Source organism: Thermodesulfobacteriota bacterium (assembly GCA_036397855.1).
Classification (GTDB): domain Bacteria; phylum Desulfobacterota_D; class UBA1144; order Nemesobacterales; family CSP1-2; genus DASWID01.
Window position 1 is genome coordinate 1 of sequence record DASWID010000181.1, and the last position, 17838, is coordinate 17838.

16 protein-coding genes are annotated in these 17838 nt (G+C 41.5%); 14 read left to right on the forward strand and 2 right to left on the reverse strand.

Features of this window, described 5'->3' with window-relative positions; translation table 11 throughout:
* On the reverse strand, positions 1-1566 hold a 1566-nt coding region (gene murJ / locus VGA95_13660; GenBank protein HEX9667589.1), incomplete at its 3' end, for a murein biosynthesis integral membrane protein MurJ.
* A 108-nt stretch (positions 1567-1674) separates the two neighbouring features.
* On the opposite strand from murJ, the gene VGA95_13665 reads away from it, so the two are divergent.
* Positions 1675-2613: an MBL fold metallo-hydrolase gene (locus tag VGA95_13665; protein HEX9667590.1), complete on the forward strand. Its 939-nt coding sequence runs from the start codon at positions 1675-1677 to the stop codon at positions 2611-2613.
* A gap of 544 nt (positions 2614-3157) precedes the next feature.
* Here the strand turns inward: VGA95_13665 and VGA95_13670 are convergent.
* The gene (locus VGA95_13670; GenBank protein HEX9667591.1) at positions 3158-3367 is read right to left on the reverse strand and encodes a DUF4911 domain-containing protein; all 210 of its coding nucleotides are present in this window, start codon (positions 3365-3367) and stop codon (positions 3158-3160) included.
* 306 nt (positions 3368-3673) lie between these two features.
* Between VGA95_13670 and mraZ the strand changes: the two genes are divergently transcribed.
* The 13 genes from mraZ to VGA95_13735 are packed head-to-tail and all read left to right on the forward strand — an operon-like array spanning position 3674 to position 17819.
* Positions 3674-4120, forward strand: a complete 447-nt coding sequence (gene mraZ / locus VGA95_13675) for a division/cell wall cluster transcriptional repressor MraZ (protein ID HEX9667592.1) — start codon at positions 3674-3676, stop codon at positions 4118-4120.
* A 4-nt stretch (positions 4121-4124) separates the two neighbouring features.
* Positions 4125-5084: a 16S rRNA (cytosine(1402)-N(4))-methyltransferase RsmH gene (gene rsmH / locus VGA95_13680; GenBank protein HEX9667593.1), complete on the forward strand. Its 960-nt coding sequence runs from the start codon at positions 4125-4127 to the stop codon at positions 5082-5084.
* 2 nt (positions 5085-5086) lie between these two features.
* Positions 5087-5413 (forward strand): hypothetical protein, encoded by a 327-nt coding sequence (locus VGA95_13685; GenBank protein HEX9667594.1) that lies wholly within the window; start codon positions 5087-5089, stop codon positions 5411-5413.
* Positions 5413-7323, forward strand: a complete 1911-nt coding sequence (locus VGA95_13690; GenBank protein ID HEX9667595.1) for a penicillin-binding transpeptidase domain-containing protein — start codon at positions 5413-5415, stop codon at positions 7321-7323. Before VGA95_13685 ends, VGA95_13690 begins: the two co-directional genes overlap by 1 nt.
* Positions 7320-8810, forward strand: coding sequence for a UDP-N-acetylmuramoyl-L-alanyl-D-glutamate--2,6-diaminopimelate ligase (locus VGA95_13695; protein ID HEX9667596.1), 1491 nt, complete (start codon positions 7320-7322; stop codon positions 8808-8810). The genes VGA95_13690 and VGA95_13695 overlap by 4 nt, the downstream gene beginning before the upstream one ends.
* Before the next feature lie 32 nt (positions 8811-8842).
* Positions 8843-10192 carry a UDP-N-acetylmuramoyl-tripeptide--D-alanyl-D-alanine ligase gene (gene murF / locus VGA95_13700; protein ID HEX9667597.1) on the forward strand — a complete coding sequence of 450 codons (1350 nt, stop codon included), beginning with the start codon at positions 8843-8845 and terminating at the stop codon, positions 10190-10192.
* A gap of 7 nt (positions 10193-10199) precedes the next feature.
* Positions 10200-11309, forward strand: coding sequence for a phospho-N-acetylmuramoyl-pentapeptide-transferase (mraY, locus tag VGA95_13705; protein HEX9667598.1), 1110 nt, complete (start codon positions 10200-10202; stop codon positions 11307-11309).
* Positions 11310-11348: 39 nt separating this feature from the next.
* Positions 11349-12680, forward strand: coding sequence for a UDP-N-acetylmuramoyl-L-alanine--D-glutamate ligase (gene murD, locus VGA95_13710; protein HEX9667599.1), 1332 nt, complete (start codon positions 11349-11351; stop codon positions 12678-12680).
* Positions 12661-13773 carry a putative lipid II flippase FtsW gene (gene ftsW, locus VGA95_13715; protein ID HEX9667600.1) on the forward strand — a complete coding sequence of 371 codons (1113 nt, stop codon included), beginning with the start codon at positions 12661-12663 and terminating at the stop codon, positions 13771-13773. The genes murD and ftsW overlap by 20 nt, the downstream gene beginning before the upstream one ends.
* A complete protein-coding gene (murG, locus tag VGA95_13720) occupies positions 13770-14840 on the forward strand; it encodes an undecaprenyldiphospho-muramoylpentapeptide beta-N-acetylglucosaminyltransferase (protein ID HEX9667601.1) in 1071 nt (356 codons plus the stop codon). The genes ftsW and murG overlap by 4 nt, the downstream gene beginning before the upstream one ends.
* Complete coding sequence (gene murC, locus VGA95_13725; GenBank protein HEX9667602.1) at positions 14840-16207, forward strand: UDP-N-acetylmuramate--L-alanine ligase; 1368 nt, start codon at positions 14840-14842, stop codon at positions 16205-16207. Before murG ends, murC begins: the two co-directional genes overlap by 1 nt.
* Positions 16204-17106, forward strand: a complete 903-nt coding sequence (murB, locus tag VGA95_13730; protein HEX9667603.1) for a UDP-N-acetylmuramate dehydrogenase — start codon at positions 16204-16206, stop codon at positions 17104-17106. The genes murC and murB overlap by 4 nt, the downstream gene beginning before the upstream one ends.
* On the forward strand, positions 17103-17819 hold the full coding sequence (locus VGA95_13735) for an FtsQ-type POTRA domain-containing protein (GenBank protein HEX9667604.1): 717 nt from the start codon (positions 17103-17105) through the stop codon (positions 17817-17819). Before murB ends, VGA95_13735 begins: the two co-directional genes overlap by 4 nt.
* Positions 17820-17838 lie beyond the last annotated feature (19 nt).

Genomic DNA, 17838 nt, shown 5'->3' on the forward strand with positions numbered 1-17838 from the left:
TTTGATTATGGATTTCCTTCTTAAGAGACCTATGAGTTGGTCAACCTCGTCTATCTTTAAAAGTTTTGATATTATAAGATAGACCGCTGATGAGCCTAATAAGGACATTGTCAGGAATAGGATCTTTTCGATTGAGGTTTCGCTACCCGTCCAATTCCCGCGTTTAGATATTTCCCATGCGAGCAGCCCCATTAATATAGATGCTACTGCAATCTTAATGCAAAGGATAATGGCTTCATTTATATCTATTTTCCCGACTCGCTTATTGAGGATTATGAAAAGAACGGCGAAATTAAACATAGATGATATTGAGCTTGCCAGCGCGAGTCCGGTGTGTCTCAATCCAAATGTAAATCCAAGCAGATAACCTATGATGGCATTAATGATAAATGCCAAAAAAGCTATTATGACAGGGGTCTTGGTATCCTGCATAGAATAGAATGTTGGGGCAGTAATCCGAATCCCTCCTACGGCCCAAATTCCCACGGCGTATCCTAAAAGGGCCTGGGAGGTATTTATAGTAGACAGATAGGTGAACTCACCCCTCTGGTATAAAAGGTTGCAAATAGGAACTCTGAGGACGATTAGTCCCACCAGGGCCGGAACCATTACAAAGAGCATGAGTCGTAGAGCGTAGGAGTAATTTTCTTTAAAGAGTTCTGTCTCTCCTTTTGATATATGAGAAGAAAGGCTGGGGAGCAAGACCGTAGCGATGGATACTGCAACTATTCCAAGAGGAAATTCAATCAGCCTTTCGGAAAGATAGAGATAAGAGACTGTCCCCTCTGGCATGTAGGATGCATACTGGGTGTTTACGATTATGTTAAGGTTATACACGGCGAGACCGAAGAGCTGAGGTACCATTAGTAATCCAATCCTTTTTACTGCAGGGTGTCGAAAGTTTTTTCTAAATTTGAAAAGAAAATCTCTCTGCTTTAGGAATGGGAGCTGAAACACAAGTTGAATGACTCCGCCAATGATCACTCCTATTGCAAGGGATGTAATGGGGACGTTGAGGCTTGTGTGAATAAGGATGACTGTCATCACAATAAATACATTAAAGATCACTGGTGAAAATGCCGGGGCGAAGAAATGCCTGAGGGAGTTTAATATCCCCATGGAGAGCGCGGACAGGGAAATAAGAAAAATGTATGGGAACATTATGCGGTTCAGCGTGACCGCAAGATGAAATGTTTCACCCTTAAACCCAGAGGCAAAAAGCTTAATTATGAGAGGAGAAAGTATTATTCCAGCTATTGACACAAGGGCTAGAACAAAAAAGAGCAACGTGAAGGTTATATCTGAGATCCTCTTTGTCTCTTCCCTTGACTTGGTTTCGAGATAACTCGTGAAAACCGGTATGAATGAGATAGTTAAAGAGCCTTCCGCAAAAAGCCTTCTGAGAAGATTTGGTATCCTAAAGGCGACATAGAAGGCGTCTGTCTGGGCTTCTGCCCCGAAGAAATACGTGATTACCATATCCCTTACCAATCCCATGATGCGACTCATGAATGTAAGGGACCCTACCAATCCGGCTGAGCGTGTGATCTCGTGTTTGTGACTCACTAAGGGGTGTAGTTTATATTAGATGGATGAAAACAATCAAGAGAATGTGTTTATTAAATAGTACGCCGTGTTAAGATTTTAGGGCTCAGTAAATTACGGTTCGGGTCAATGTTATATTCGATAAAAGAGGAAATGCCGGGTCTTTGGTTCATCGACCTCAAGGTAGACGGGGAGCGCGAATATACCGGTGCTTACGTGTTAAAATCGGGGAAGGGAGTCGCCTTAATTGAAGTCGGTCCGGCGTCTACATATAAAAAAATACTTGGCGCCTTAGAAGATATTGAACTGGCATTCGAGGACGTGAGATTTATTTTCCTCACACACATACATCTTGACCACGCTGGTGCCCTGGGAAATTTAATAAGGCATTTTCCAAATGCAAGCGTCATAGTCCATAAACGGGGGAAAGAGCATCTTATTGATCCTGAAAGTGTCCTTTGGAATGCATCTAAAAGGGTTCTAGGCTTTGTAGCAGACATATATGGGAAACCCGAGCCAGTCCCGGAAAATAGAATTATCCCCGTGGAAAAAAGGATGGACGTTAAGCTTGGCAAAATCTCGTTCGAGATTGTTCCGACGCCGGGACATGCAAGTCATCACGTTTGTATATTTCTTGAGAAAGAAGGAGTTATATTCTCCGGTGATGCTGCGGGTATATACATCCCGAGCCTTGATGTTCTCCTTCCGATATCTCCGCCTCCATTCAAACTCGAACTCGCTATAAAATCCATCGAAACCATGATTTCACTCAACCCCCAATTGATAGGATTTACTCATTTTGATGTTTCGAAAAATGGGTCGCAATTACTTCGGAAGTATCACCGTCAATTAATGATATGGTATAGGGAGATTAACCAGCTCGTCGTTAAGGGCACCGAAGATAGAGAAGAGATGTTTGATTTTATCTCAAAAAGAGATAAGGACTTGAAAACGTTTCTTGAAAGATCCAAATCATTTCCTGGTATAAGGAGAGGGGTCGAGTCAGGGCTAGAGGGGTTTTTGCAACTTGTAAATGAAGAGAAAAACAAGGGTCAATTATCGCTATAGGGTATTACGGAAATTTAACTAGCGAATTCCCTGTTGCTTGGTACATTGTTTCCGTTCTCATTGCGAGCGGAAACCTTTAGGTTTCCATTCCTTATCTTTTATCTATGCGGGGTTGGAAAACCCCGCCTATCGTTGTTGATGACAGTATTTATTATGGATAGTCGGGACATTCTTGTCCCGATAGATTTCCATGTTATCGATCTTACGGACGACTTAAACGGCATTCCAAAAATTGCGTTAAGAAATTCAGAAACGGAGACGTGAAAAAAAATTTGTGGGTTGCGGCTGGATTAAATTTTTCAGTCGGAGTTTATGATTTTTAGCAAATTTTTGGGCAGCCTTGATTTTTGCTTCTTTGTATCAAGACAAAGAAGTTAGAAAGGAAAGTACGATAAATGAAGAAAATACTTTCAAAGATTCTGCCGTCGAATTACGAGATGCTCTGCCAGTGTTGAAGGAGATTGCTTCGGAACTTTTTCAGTCCGCCGCAATTGCTCAAGAGTCTGTTTGTTTATGTGCTGATACCCTGCAGCTTTCTGCAGGGTTATTTAATTTCGTCAAATTCTATTTCGGACTTCAACTCTTGGAGTATGCGACTTGCTTCGGAAATCGTATCGTCTGTTGCGGCAACCTTAATTATTCCCTCCTCAGCGTTTTCTGTTCGGGTCCAGGCAATATGAGTGTATGTGCCGATAATTGATTGAAAATAAACTGTTTGGCTTGGGTTTTTCAGCTTTATAAAGATGTTTGGCATATTTTATATTAAAGGATAAAGGTGTGCAATAATCGTCTCAATCATTGTGTTACTAATATTGATTCTGTCAATCTATTGAAGAAATATATAATAATCTTAGCATATTGTAAATAACACTTAATATAAAGTATGTATATTGATAGTGCTTCCCATCTGCGGAAATCATCAAAAACCGCTAATAGTTATTAAAAAAATTTTCAAAAATGTCAAGAAGTTACTTGACAAAGTTTATGGTTTTTTATATAGTGGCATTGTATTGGTATAAAAGTGGTAAGAAGATGGTATAGAGTGGCATAAGGGCCTATCATGTTTCGTGGAAGATTTGGGCATTCAGTAACCGACAAGGGGCGAGTCAGCGTGCCTTCGAAGTTCAGGGAGGTGGTAAGGGAGAAGTATAACGGTGAGACCCTTATAATTACTAATTTCGATAAGTGCTTAATCGCGTATCCCCTGAGGGAATGGAATGAGCTTGAGAGGAAGGTTTCCGAGCTTCCCCAGTTTAGACAGGAGGTAATATCATTTCTGAGGTATCTGATGGGAGGGGCGATAGATTGCTCAGTCGACGGCCAGGGAAGGATACTAATACCACAATCCCTAAGAATCCATGCTCGTATTAACCGGGAGGTAGTGATGGTTGGTATGCTGACGAAGTTTGAAATATGGGCCAGGGAAGTGTGGGAGGAAGAAGAGTCTATAAAGGCGTATGATGAATTTAAAAGAAGCAGAGAGATTCTAGCGGCGGAGGGACTATAAGAAAATGGAGAGTGCTCTGTTGGAAAGGGAGAATTTGTTTCACAAGTCGGTTATGTCTCAAGAGGTGATCAGTTTCCTCAATCCCGGTGCCAATCGCATTTATGTTGATGCGACATTAGGTCTGGGTGGTCACACTGAGAAGATTTTGGAGCATTCTGAACATAGTGCCAGAGTCATCGGATTCGATACAGACGCCGAGTCATTGTCGTATGCGAAGAATCGCCTTTCAAAATTTGGTAGCCAGGTGATATTTGCGAATAAAAACTTCATTCAGGTAGACAGGGAACTTGAAGCTCTGGGTATTTATAAGGTTGATGGAATTATCGCGGATTTGGGGATTTCTTCTTATCAGATTGAGTTGGGTGGAAGGGGAATGAGTTTTCTAAGGGATGAACCACTTGACATGAGAATGGATGCTGGACTTAGGTTCACTGCATATAACCTGGTTAATGAATTGGATGCAGAAGAGATCTCAAAGATCATAAGAGTTTACGGTGAAGAAAAGTGGGCAAAGAAGATAGCTAGAGAGATAATCAGATCTCGCCACGTAAATCCGATTCGTACCTCTGATCAACTTGCAAGAATTGTCTCAGATGCTATCCCCAAAAAATTTCATCCCTCTAGAATTCACCCCGCAACAAAAACCTTCCAGGCGCTCAGGATAGTGGTGAATAATGAATTGGAAAATCTGAGCATTTTCTTGGAAAAGGCTGTCAATCTTCTTAATGTCGGGGCTCGAATAGTCGTTATTTCATTTCACTCACTTGAGGATAGGATTGTGAAAAAAACCTTTAAGAGGTTGTCCAATCCTTGTATTTGTCCACCGGGATTGCCCAGGTGTGGATGTGGAAAAAGGTCTTGTATTAAAGTATTGACTCATTCTCCTTTAGCTCCAACTATTGAAGAATTAGTCAAAAACCCAAGGGCACGTAGCGCAAAAATGAGAGTAGGAGAGGGTATTTAATCATGACAAAAACGAGGAGAGGAAAATCAAAATTAGAGAAGTTCATTTTCTCTACAAAATTCGTGATCTTAGTTGTTTTTATAATTATGCTGTTTCTAGGGTATCTACGTATCAGCCTTGAGGGAACAAAAATAGGGTATGAGATATCAGTCAACAAGAAAACAGAAGACGAGATCATAGATCAAAAGAGCTTTCTTGAGGCTGAGTACATGACATTGAGATCACCCCAAAGGATTGAGGATTTAGCTCGTGAACTAGGATTTAAATATCCTACTCAGGACGATGTTTTCTATATCGAACATGCCACGGTAGTTGGGGAAAAGAGATAATGAGAAAAAAAAATTCTAAAAGAATCTCCCTAGGAAAAGATTTAACAAAACCTACATCGAAAATATTAATTATTGGGACTTTAATTCTAATTCTCTTTGCAGTTGTTTCTGTAAAGGCTTTAGACCTTCAAGTTTTGAGTCGTGAGAGGGCGGTTAACCTAGCAAAAAAACAGCACCAAAAGAGTTATACCCTGCTTCCAAAAAGGGGGATGATATATGATATAAATAAAAAAGAGCTTGCGATAAATATTGACACTCAATCTATATACGTTAATGCAAAGGACATAAAAGATCCTGAGGTGTTTTCAAAAAAATTGTCTGAATATCTAAAACTTTCACAAGAAGCTATACTTGATAAAATTAATACAAGAAAACCGTTTGTTTGGATAAAAAGGCTCGTCGAGCCAAATATAATAGCAAAAATCAAGAGTGACAATTTCCCAGATTTGGGATTTATTGAAGAGCCAAAGAGGGTGTACCCAAACGGAACGCTTGTAGGGCAGGTTTTAGGATTCACTAATATTGATTCAAAGGGAATAGAGGGGATAGAGTTCAAATATGATGAGCTACTAACCGGAAAACCAGGGAAGATTAACGTAAAGAAGGACGCCAGGGGAAGAAAGATAATGAGCACTCCATACTTTCTGGAACCTAGCATATCTGGTTACGATCTTGTACTTACCATAGATTCCCAAATTCAGCATATCGTCGAAAAAGAGCTGAAAGAAGGGGTAGAGAAGGCAAAAGCAGATCGAGGAATGGCATTGCTAATGAATTCGGAAACAGGTGCAATCTTGGCGATGGCTTCCTATCCGTTTTTCGATCCAAACTCTTACAAGGATTCCAATTCTGAGACGAGGAGGAACTTACCCATCTGGTTTTCATTCGAGCCTGGTTCTACCATGAAGGTTTTTATATTAGCTTCCGCAATGGAGGAGGACAAAGTAAATCCAGACACAAAATTTGACTGCGAGAACGGAAGAAGAAAGGTTGGACCAGCTATCATAAGAGACGTACACCCCTATGGTGTACTTACCGTGGCTCAAATCTTAGAGAAATCCAGCAATATTTGCGCTTCGAAGATAGGTGAAACCTTGGGAAGAGAAAAGCTCTATGATCGGCTTAGCAGTTTTGGTTTCGGAAGACAGACTGGAATAGATCTTTCCGGCGAATCTAGCGGAATGATGACAAAGTCAAATAGGTGGGGCCCTGTGGAACTTGCCACAATTTCATTTGGTCAAGGGATTGCTGTAACCTCAATCCAGATTGCGGCTGCTCTTTCCGCGATCGCAAACGGTGGATATTTAGTTAAGCCGTATATCGTAGAACAGCTTATTAGTCCCGGTGGTAAAGTGGTTACGAAAAATAAACCAGAAGTGCTAGGTAAGGTGATTTCCTATGATACAGCAGAAAATATTACCCAAATGATGGAGAAGGTTGTAGAATCCGGTACAGGTAAAAACGCTGCAATATCAGGCTACAAAGTGGCTGGCAAGACGGGTACCGCTCAGGTACCGAATCCCAAGACAGGCGGATACTATGGAAATCGTTTCATGTCTTCTTTTATCGGATTTGGTCCAACCGATGATCCAAAGGTTACCCTTGTTGTCATCGTAGAAAATCCTAAAAATGGTTCTTATGGCGGGACGGTGGCGGCGCCCATTTTCAAGGGTATTGTTGAAAAGGTTCTCTTCTACCTCCGTGTCCCTCCGAGAACTGAGTTTGTAGGGACGAAGGTAATGCCAGATCTACAAGGAAAGAGTCTGAGAGAGATTCTAATATGGTCTGAGAATGAAGGGGTAGAGGTTAGGATTAAGGGAACTGGTTATGTAACATCTCAGGAACCTAAAGCAGGAGAGGCAATTAAAGAAGGCACGGTTTGCAGAGTAGATTTTAAGCAATCGATATGATTTTGAATGAGCTAACCGTAGGGGTGAAAATTAAAAAGTTACTCGGGTCCGAAAATGTAAGAATTTTAGGGATTACGCATGATTCTAATCAAGTGAGTGAAGGTTTCTTATTCGCGGCGATCAAAGGTGAAAGTACCGATGGCCATAGATTCATAGGACAGGCCGTCGATAGAGGGGCAAGGGCGCTTCTGGTTGAAACTATAGATGGGATTGATTTGAGGGATGTTTCTGTAATTCTGGTCGAAGATTCTAGATCTTCACTCGCTCAAATATCCTCAAACTTTTATGATCATCCTACAAAGGAACTTAAACTCGTAGGAATTACCGGTACGAACGGAAAGACGACGACAACATATCTCCTCGAATCAATATTACAGCAGGAGAAGAGGAACGTAGGTGTAATCGGGACAGTTGAGCACAGATATCAAGGGGAAAAGATTACATCTAATATGACTACTCCAGAATCCATCGACTTGATGGCGTTGTTAAGAGATATGCGAAAAGCAGGCGTCGAATATGTGGTCATGGAGGTATCCTCACATGCATTGGACAAGAAAAGGGTTTTAGGTTGTCATTTCGATGCAGCCGTGTTCACTAATCTATCTCAGGATCATCTTGATTATCATAAGACATTAGATAATTACTTTATGACTAAGAAGAGTTTATTTACCGAAGTACTTAAAAGAAGTGATAAGAGGCCGATTAGCTCTGTTATTAATGTCGATGATCCATACGGGAGGAAGCTCATTGAAGAGTCAGCAGGTAACATTATTTCATATTCCATTGAAGATAGACATGCAACCGTTTTTGCGGATGAAATAAAATTGACAAATGAGGGGATTGTGTCACGAGTAAGAACGCCCTGGGGAAGGATTGATATAAAATCCAATCTTCTAGGCAGGCATAATCTTTCTAATATCCTTGCTGCGACAGCGAGCGCTCTTTCTCTAGGTGTGTCTTCAGGTTCGATTGAGAAGGGGGTTTCAAGCTTATCGTCGATTCCAGGTAGACTCGAAAGGGTGGATAACAAACTTGGGATTACCATCCTTGTAGATTACGCACACACGCCGGATGCCCTAAAGAACGTTCTCCAAGTCGCAAGACCCCTCACGAAAGGTAAACTAATACTCGTATTTGGATGTGGCGGTGACAGGGATCCCATGAAAAGACCGATAATGGGGCGGATTGGTAGAGAGCTTTCAGATATACTAATTGTGACATCGGATAACCCTCGAACCGAATCTCCCGAGAAGATAATAGAAGATATTGAAATTGGCTTGTTTGAAGAAGGATTCAGAGAGAAAACATATTTCAGAATGATTGATAGGCGCAGTGCAATAGAGAAAGCGATTGAAATTGCATCTGAAGGCGATAGTGTGCTTATAGCGGGCAAGGGACATGAGAACTACCAGATTGTTGGGAAAAAGAAAAATCCGTTTGATGATAGAGAAGTCGCAAGAAATAAGATTAAAGAAATGATTGGGTGAACTATTAAATTATGCTAAAGCTGAGTTTTGTCTTGAATTCAATAGAAGGTTGCAATGTATCAAAGCACAAAGATGTTGATTTTTCAGGAGTTTCGACCGATTCAAATAAGATATTGGGCGATGAGCTATTCTTTGCCCTTAGGGGTGAAAGGCTAGATGGGCATAACTTTATTTCAGAGGCACTCGACAGAGGGGCGCAGGGAGCAGTGGTGGAAAAAGATGGCTATGAGTCCAAGAATGGAAAGATAATAATAAGGGTACCTTCAACCTTTAAAGCACTAGGGGATGTGGCACGCGCATGGCGAAATAAATTCCAAGGATTAAAACTTGCTGCTATAACCGGATCAAACGGCAAAACAACGACAAAAGAGATGGCTTCTAGCATACTGTCACTACGGTATTCCGTCTTAAAGAACTCTGGCAATTTCAACAATCTTATCGGTCTTCCTCTCACATTACTAAAGCTTACCGAACACCACAATGCTGCAGTCGTAGAGCTAGGAATGAATGATTTCGGCGAGATAAAGAGAATGACCGAAATTTCCAATCCTGACATTGGGGCAATTACAAATATCGGTAAGGCTCATCTGGAAAGGCTGGGGAGCATAGAAGGGGTTGCAAATGCCAAGGGAGAGCTCATAGAGGGATTTGACGAATCAAACTCTTTCGTCGTTAATATGGATGATCCATTAATTCGGAAGATGGCCGCCGGCGTTAAGTGCATAAAGATTTCCTACGGTATTAAGTCGCACGGAGTCATTATATCTGCAAGAGATGTAGTGACAGACGGGTTTTCGGCAATTAGTTTCATGATGAACATAGATGGTAAGGAATTTCCAGCCAGAATGAGAGGGATTGGAATTCATAACGTTATGAACGCCCTGTGCGCATCAGGTATTGCCCTGGCGTTTGGGTGTAGCGATGAAGAAATTCAGGCTGGTTTAGAAAGGTATAGTCCTGTGTATATGCGGATGGAGGTCTTAGACTCTCCTTTCGGCTTTAAGATCATAAACGATACGTACAATTCTAATCCGGATTCGGTGAGAAGGGCGATAGAAGAGCTAATTAGATTAAAATCCGACGGAAGGACTATAGCTGTTCTAGGTGATATGTTAGAGCTGGGTAGCGAAAGCATGACCGAACATAGAATGCTTGGCGAGTTTCTTCGAGAACTCGAGGTTGATTATGTAATTGCGTATGGGGAATTTGGATGGTGTGTCTTAGAAGGATTCAGGTGGAAATCAAGGAGCATTTATGCTGAAACACATGAAGATGCTGCTGAAAAACTCAAAAATTATGCGGGACGCGGGGATCTAGTTTTGATAAAGGGTTCTCGTGGAATGAAAATGGAAAATATTATTCAAAGGCTTTTTAAGGAGTAGTTTGTAAATGCTTTATCTTCTATACTTGCTGAAAGAAGATTTTATTCTTTTCAATGTCTTTAAATACATAACGTTTCGCTCTTTTGGTGCAGGAGTAACAGCTTTTTTGATAAGCGTGGTTTTAGGAAAAACGTTTATTAACTATTTGGTGCGAAAACAATTTAAGGAAAATATTCGGTCAGATGGTCCGCCAGAGCACAAGAACAAAGCTGGTACCCCAACGATGGGGGGGGCATTTATTGTCATGGCCATTGCAATATCCTCTTTTTTTTGGGTGAACTTTTTGAGTGAATCGGTATGGGTTGCCCTACTGTTTACGTTTACATATGGACTCATAGGACTGATAGACGATAAACAAAAACTGATTAATGGGAAGGGCATGAGCGCAAGAGTAAAATTTTCCTTACAGATTTTTTTTGGTGCTTTTTTCATTTTGTTTCTCATAACCGAGTACAAAGGGTTCACTATGTCACTCAGGGTAAATGAGATAGCGTATTTCCCATATACTTCGGTAATTATCCCGTTTTTCAAACAGGCTGTTATCAATTTGAGCTGGTTTTATATACCCTTTGCAATTTTGGTAGTTGTGGGCGCTTCAAATGCCGTTAATTTAACGGATGGACTCGACGGTTTAGCCATCGGTTCAATAGCCGTCGCTACCGCAACATACGTCATATTCTCATATCTTTCAGGAAATTTTGTATTTGCCAGATATCTTCAAATCCCGTATATCCCAGGCGGAGGAGAATTGGCGGTTTTCCTTGCAGCGGTGGGCGGTGCATGTCTCGGATTTCTTTGGTACAATTCCCATCCTGCCCAAGTATTTATGGGAGATGTGGGCTCACTTTCCCTTGGTGCTGCAATCGGGTCAGCAGCGTTGATAATTAAACAGGAAGTCCTTTTAATTTTGGTGGGTGGAATCTTCGTAATGGAGGCAATGTCGGTGATAATCCAGGTTGTCTCGTTTAAGATCACCGGAAAGCGGGTATTCCGCATGGCTCCTCTTCACCACCATTTTGAATTGAGCGGCTGGTCCGAATCAAAGGTGGTAATCAGATTCTGGATAATTTCCCTTGTTCTGTCTCTTCTGGCGCTTTCAACACTAAAGTTGAGATAAGAGTGTTTTATGGTTGATTAACAAATTTGTGATGTAATCATGGAATTAGAGAAAAGAAAAATACTCGTTGTCGGTTTGGGAAGAACAGGGCTCGAGACCGTGAAATTTTTGCTTGGCAAGGGTGCGCAAATTCGTGTTAGTGATATTATGCCGCTCGAAAACCTTCCAAACGAGATAAAAGAATTCGAGAAGAAGGATGTGAGAATCGAAACGGATTTCCATAGGAATGAGACATTCCTGTGGGCAGACACCGTTGTATTGAGTCCAGGCGTATCTTTCAATATACCACCTGTTCAGGAAGCGGTAGCTCATGGAATTGAAGTAATGAGCGAGATAGAGCTTGCCTCTAGATTTATTAAGACCCCGGTGATAGCCGTGACTGGATCCAATGGTAAAACTACGACATGTAATTTAATTGCTTCTATTTTAGAGAAGGGAGGAAGAAAGGTTTTTCTTGGTGGCAACATTGGGACTCCTCTTATAGAAGTGGCAGAACGGGATCACGGCTATGATTTTCTCGTTCTTGAGCTGAGCAGTTTTCAAATTCAGGGTATAGATGAATTTAAACCGTACATAGCTACGATTCTGAATCTATCCCCTAATCATCTGGATCATCATGACGATTTTCAAGAATATTCGGAATCGAAGATGAAGCTATTTTTAAACCAGGACAGTGGAGATTGGGCCATATACAATGCGGATGACGACATCATTGCCGGGTATCTGCCAACGATAAAGTCAAAAAAAATCCCCTTCGGAAAGGAGCGAATGGAAAATGGTGTTTTCTACGATGGGAGATGCGTCAGGTTTGGCGAGGATGCGTACGATCTAACCAATATGAAATTATTGGGTGCTCATAACATAGAAAATGCGATGGCGGCAGTAGCTGTAACTAGAATTGTAGGATGCCGCCCGGAACAAATAGAAAAGCAAATTTCAGAATTCAACCCTCTTCCACACAGGATTGAGTTTGTGCGTTTGTTAAGAGGTGCAGAGTTTTATAACGATTCGAAATCAACCAGTCCTGGTGCAACTCTAAGGGCTCTCGAATGTTTTGCGAATCCAATAATCCTTATATCCGGTGGGAAAGATAAGGGTTTAGAGTACGATATTTTGAAAGATGAGATCAGAAACAAGGTTAAGCTACTCGTTTTGTTTGGGGAATCTCGATTCAGGATGCAGAGCCAGTTGGGTACCTATTCTGATACATCGTTAGCTAGTTCGCTTGAAGAAGCTTTGGAAGCGGCAGTGGCAGGGATAAACAGTGGTGACACGGTTTTGTTCTCTCCTGCGTGCTCAAGTTTTGATATGTATTCATCATATGAAGAAAGAGGGAGGGTATTCAAGGAACTTGTTCAAAGACTTTCTTAATAAAGGCATGGGCTATGATTGGGGCATTTTTATAGCCGTGACGTTTCTTATATCAATGGGTACGCTCATGGTTTACAGTACGAGTTCTGTTTTCGCTCTAGAGAAATTTGGGGATCCTAACTACTTTCTAAAACGCCATGCTATTTATCTGTCTATTGGGTTGCTTCTTATGTTTGCGTTGATGAAGATTAATTATGTCTATCTGAGGAAGATAGTTTACCCAGCTTACATATTTGGGTTACTGATCCTGGTATTAGTGCTCATTCCTGGTATTGGGAAAGAAGTGAGTGGTGCTAGGCGATGGCTGGAGCTTGGTTCATGGACCTTTCAGCCATCCGAGATCGCAAAATTTATTCTGGTTTTGTATCTTGCCCATTCCCTCACCAAGAAGAAGGACAAAGTGGATTCATTTGTTGTAGGATTTCTTTCACATCTCTTATTCGCGGGTATCTACATATTACTGGTTTTACTGGAGCCGGACTTTGGGATGTCTGTAACGCTAATAATAATGCTGTTTGGAATGCTTTTCATTGGAGACGTGAAGCTAAAGTTTATGGTTCCATTGGGAGTATCCTCGGTGTTTGTTGTTGTACTCGCTGTGATTACAGAAGGTTATAGAATGAAAAGGGTTGCTTCATTTCTGGATCCGTGGAAGGACCCACTCGGATCTGGCTATCAGGCTATCCAATCATTTGTTGCCCTTGGGATGGGAGGGGTTACGGGAACTGGCCTCGGTGATAGCACTCAGAAGCTATTTTTTCTTCCCCAGGCTCACACAGATTTTATATTCTCGATAATTGGGGAGGAGCTTGGATTTATTGGTGTGCTGTTCGTCATAATTGGTTTCGGGTTTTTGCTAGTACGGAGTCTAAGGGTATCAATCAGGGCAAAGGACCTGTTCGGTTGCTATCTCGTGTTCGGTTGTATCTTGCTCATATCTTTCCAGGCAGGGATTAACATGGCTGTCGCCGTTGGTCTATTTCCTACAAAGGGTTTGACTCTACCCTTTATCAGTTATGGTGGAACCTCTCTTGTGACAAATCTTGCGGCGATGGGTCTAATTCTTAGTGTTTCTAAGTCTGGTAGAAAATGAGAGTTATAATAGCCGGCGGTGGTACAGGAGGTCATATTTTCCCAGCAATTTCAATTGCCGGAGAAATCAGAAGAAGGGATCCGGCTAATGAGATACTCTTTATTGGTACAAAAAGTGGATTTGAGGTGGATAGGATTCAGAAGGAGGGATACAATCTTAAGTTTATAAATTCTGGTGGCATAGTGAGTATGGGTTTCGTTAGAAGTTTAAAAGGGGTACTATCTGCTATCAAAGGAATATTTGATTCTTTCAGGATTATTATGGATTTTGAACCGAACGTGGTTATCGGTGTAGGTGGATACGTCTCGGGTCCCGTCGTACTTGCGGGATTTATACTATTTACCCCGTCTGTAATCTGTGAGCAAAATGCGGTACCCGGATTAACAAATCGAATCCTTGCCAGGATTGTAACGAGGGTGTTCGCGACATTCCAGACCAGTACAAGGTACTTCCCGAATGGTAAAACAATTGTAGTGGGTAATCCCGTGAGGCCTGAATTCCTAACTGTGAATAGGACTTATAAGAATCATAGAGGAATAAAAATCCTTGTGTTGGGTGGAAGCCAGGGTGCCCATAAACTCAACGTTTCTGTCCCTAAAGCAGTAGGAATGCTGGGAAGGAATGATCTATCTGTTATCCATCAGACAGGCAATAGGGATATCGAAGATGTAAAGAAAACATACGAATGGTACGGAATCAAAGCAGACGTATTACCTTTTATAGATGATATAGCAAATGTCTATAGCGAAAGCGATCTGGTCATCGGAAGGTCAGGGGCCGGAACAATAGCTGAGGTTACGGTCCTTGGAAAGCCTTCAATTCTAATTCCTTACCCTTTTTCGGCAAATAATCACCAATTGGAGAACGCAAAAGTGCTTGAGAGGGAAGGTGCGGCGGTGATTATAGAAGATAGACTCGCTTTTCCCGAGAAAATTGCTGAAACTATAAGTGATTTGTTGAATAACAACAAACTTGATCGGATGACGATTCAATCTAAGAATCTAGGAAAGCCAAACGCCACAAAGGATATAGTGGATGAAATCGATAGAATTGTCGAGGTGGGTTGATGTACGGAAGAATTAAGAACATTCATTTTGTAGGGATAGGTGGTATAGGCATGAGCGGGATAGCCGAGGTACTTCTCAACTTGGGCTATGGGGTCACGGGATCAGATATCAAATCAACAGAGATTGTGGAAAGGCTAAAAAGACTGGGGTCCCATTTCACATTAGGACATCGAATCGAAAATGTTAGCTCTGCGGATGTTGTAGTGATTTCATCGGCGATAAAAGAAGACAACCCCGAAGTTATAGCGGCGAAATCTAGAAACATTCCGGTAATTAGGAGAGCGGAGATGCTATCGGAGTTGATGAGGCTTAAATACGGCATAGCGGTGGCAGGAAGTCATGGCAAGACTACAACCACATCTATGATCTCAACCGTTTTGGCGTACGGAGGCTTTGACCCTACTATCGTTGTCGGTGGTCGGGTGAGGTCCCTTGGAACTAATGCCCACCTTGGAAATGGAAAATTTATGGTAGTGGAAGCGGATGAGAGCGATGGGTCGTTCTTAATGTTATCACCTGTTATCGCTGTTGTGACAAATATAGACGAAGAGCATCTCGATCATTATCAAAGTATCGAAAGGTTGGAATATGCCTTTTCTGAATTTTTGAACAAAGTGCCATTTTATGGACTCGCAGTTATTTGCCTTGATTCTGAGCGCATTAGATCAATAATTCCGAGGTTTAAAAAGAGAGTTGTTACGTATGGGTTTTCAAACGAGTCAGAGTTCAGGGCAGACGACATCGGTGTTTCTGGATTCCACACCGATTTTAAGGTCTTATTTAAGAATTCATTGCTGGGGTGTGTAGGGCTGAATGTTCCTGGAAGACATAATGCTCAAAATGCTCTGGCCTCTTTTGCTGTCGGTATGGAGTTAGGCATGAGCTTTGAAGATGTTAAAGAGGGTCTTCATGAATTCAAGGGTATTGATAGGAGAATACAGCTTAAGGGAGAGATCAATGGGGTGCGAATCATAGATGATTATGCGCATCATCCGGAGGAAATCAGGGTCACGCTCAATACTCTTAAAGAATCATTTTCTAGCAGGGTTATATTAATTTTCCAGCCACACAGATTTACTAGGACAAGTATTTTATTTGATGAATTCGTGCGGGTACTTAGTGATGTTGATATGCTTTTTCTGCTTGATATATATCCTGCCGGAGAAGAACCGATTGAAGGTGTGTCGTCTGCCAAGCTAGCTCGGGCAATAAAGGATAAGGGAAATAGAAATGTGTCTTACGTAGAAAATGCAGAAGGGGTTATAGATGATTTAACCAGTGTAATTAGGTCGGGCGATATTGTTGTAACAATAGGCGCTGGTAATGTCTGGATGATCGGGGAACAACTATTAGAGGAGCTTTCGTGAACAGGGTTATAACAGAGCTTGATAAAATTGGATGTGAATATTATCGAAAGTATTCTATGAAACGCTTCACCTCTTTGCGTGTCGGAGGTCCCGCAGATTTAATCGTTTATCCTCGGATTCCGGATGAGTTATTAAAGATTCTTGATGTTCTCTCCTCTTATGATATGAAATGGATTGTTCTAGGTGGAGGATCAAACACCGTAATCGGTGATATTGGATTTAGAGGAGTTGTGATTGTAACAAAGAAGTTAAGGAACATAAGCTTCTTAGACGGCGGCGGTGTATTAGCTGAAACGGGTGCGGTGATGGGCACGATTTTGAACACAACCATACGAGCTGGATTAACCGGTTTCGAGTTTGCGGCAGGAATACCGGGGACCGTGGGAGGGGGTGTATTCATGAACGCTGGAGCGAATGGAGGAGAAATAAAGGACGTTGTCGATAGGGTATGGATTTGGGGAAAAGGCAAAGAATATGTTTTATCTAGAGATGATTTACAATTTGAATACCGTAAGAGTAATCTTCCAGAGGGGAGTGTTGTGACAAAGGCTTTGTTCAAGCTGAATCAAGGCAATCAGGACATGAGCGGAAAAATGGTAAAGGAGTTCCTAGATAAAAGGAACAAGACACAACCAATAAAGATGTCTAATACCGGTTCTATATTTAAAAACCCCCCTGAAATACCGGCGGGTAAACTTTTAGATGAGCTTGGTTTCAAAGGTCTGAAAGTGGGTGGGGCAAAGTTCTCCGAAATTCATGCAAACTTTATCGTTAATTCAGGGCAAGCGAAGACGTCTGATGTCCTGAGGCTTATAGAAATCGCGACGCAGGAGGCCTTTTTGAAAAGGGGAATCAACCTGGAGACTGAGGTTAGAATTATAGAGGGGGATCTAAATTGACAGAAAAGGGATTAAGGCCTCTGCATGCTCTAATATTACTAGTATTTATATTGTCTTTATCCACGGTGATTGTTCTGATATGTTTACATCTAAGGATATTTGACATAACTGAAATCGAAGTAACGGGGACGAAAAGGATTACCGAGAAAGAAGTACTTAAAAGATCTGGGCTCAGAAAGAATGAATCAACTATTTTCTTTAGAGAGAAAGAAATTAAGGAAGAGATAAAGAAATGTCCGTGGATATCCGAGGTGGCCATAAAAAGGCATCTTCCACATAAGGTCACTATACAGATAACTGAAGCGGCCCCGTTCTGGCTTGCAGTAGGAGAGGACGGGGAGTTACTGTATATGACTGTCACGGGAGAGATTCTAGGTAAGGCTAATTTTGAATATGGACTGGATTTTCCTGTACTTGTGGGAGACGGTGTATCCAATGACGACCTATTGGAAAAAGCACTTGAGATTCGAAGATTAGCGATAAATAGCGAAGTCTTGAACCTTAAAGAAATTTCAGAAATTCACGTTGATGCGGTATATGGAATTTCGGTGTTCACAATAGACAAGAGACGTGTAGACTTTGGCGGCGGTAACATCACGGAGAAATGGTATAAAATGGAAAAGATCATTAAATATACGAGGAAGATTAATCTCATGGAGCAGTATATAAATATAAGTTCAGAAAAACAGGGAATCGTTGAATTTAAGTTATAAGCTTGATGGCTAGGGAATA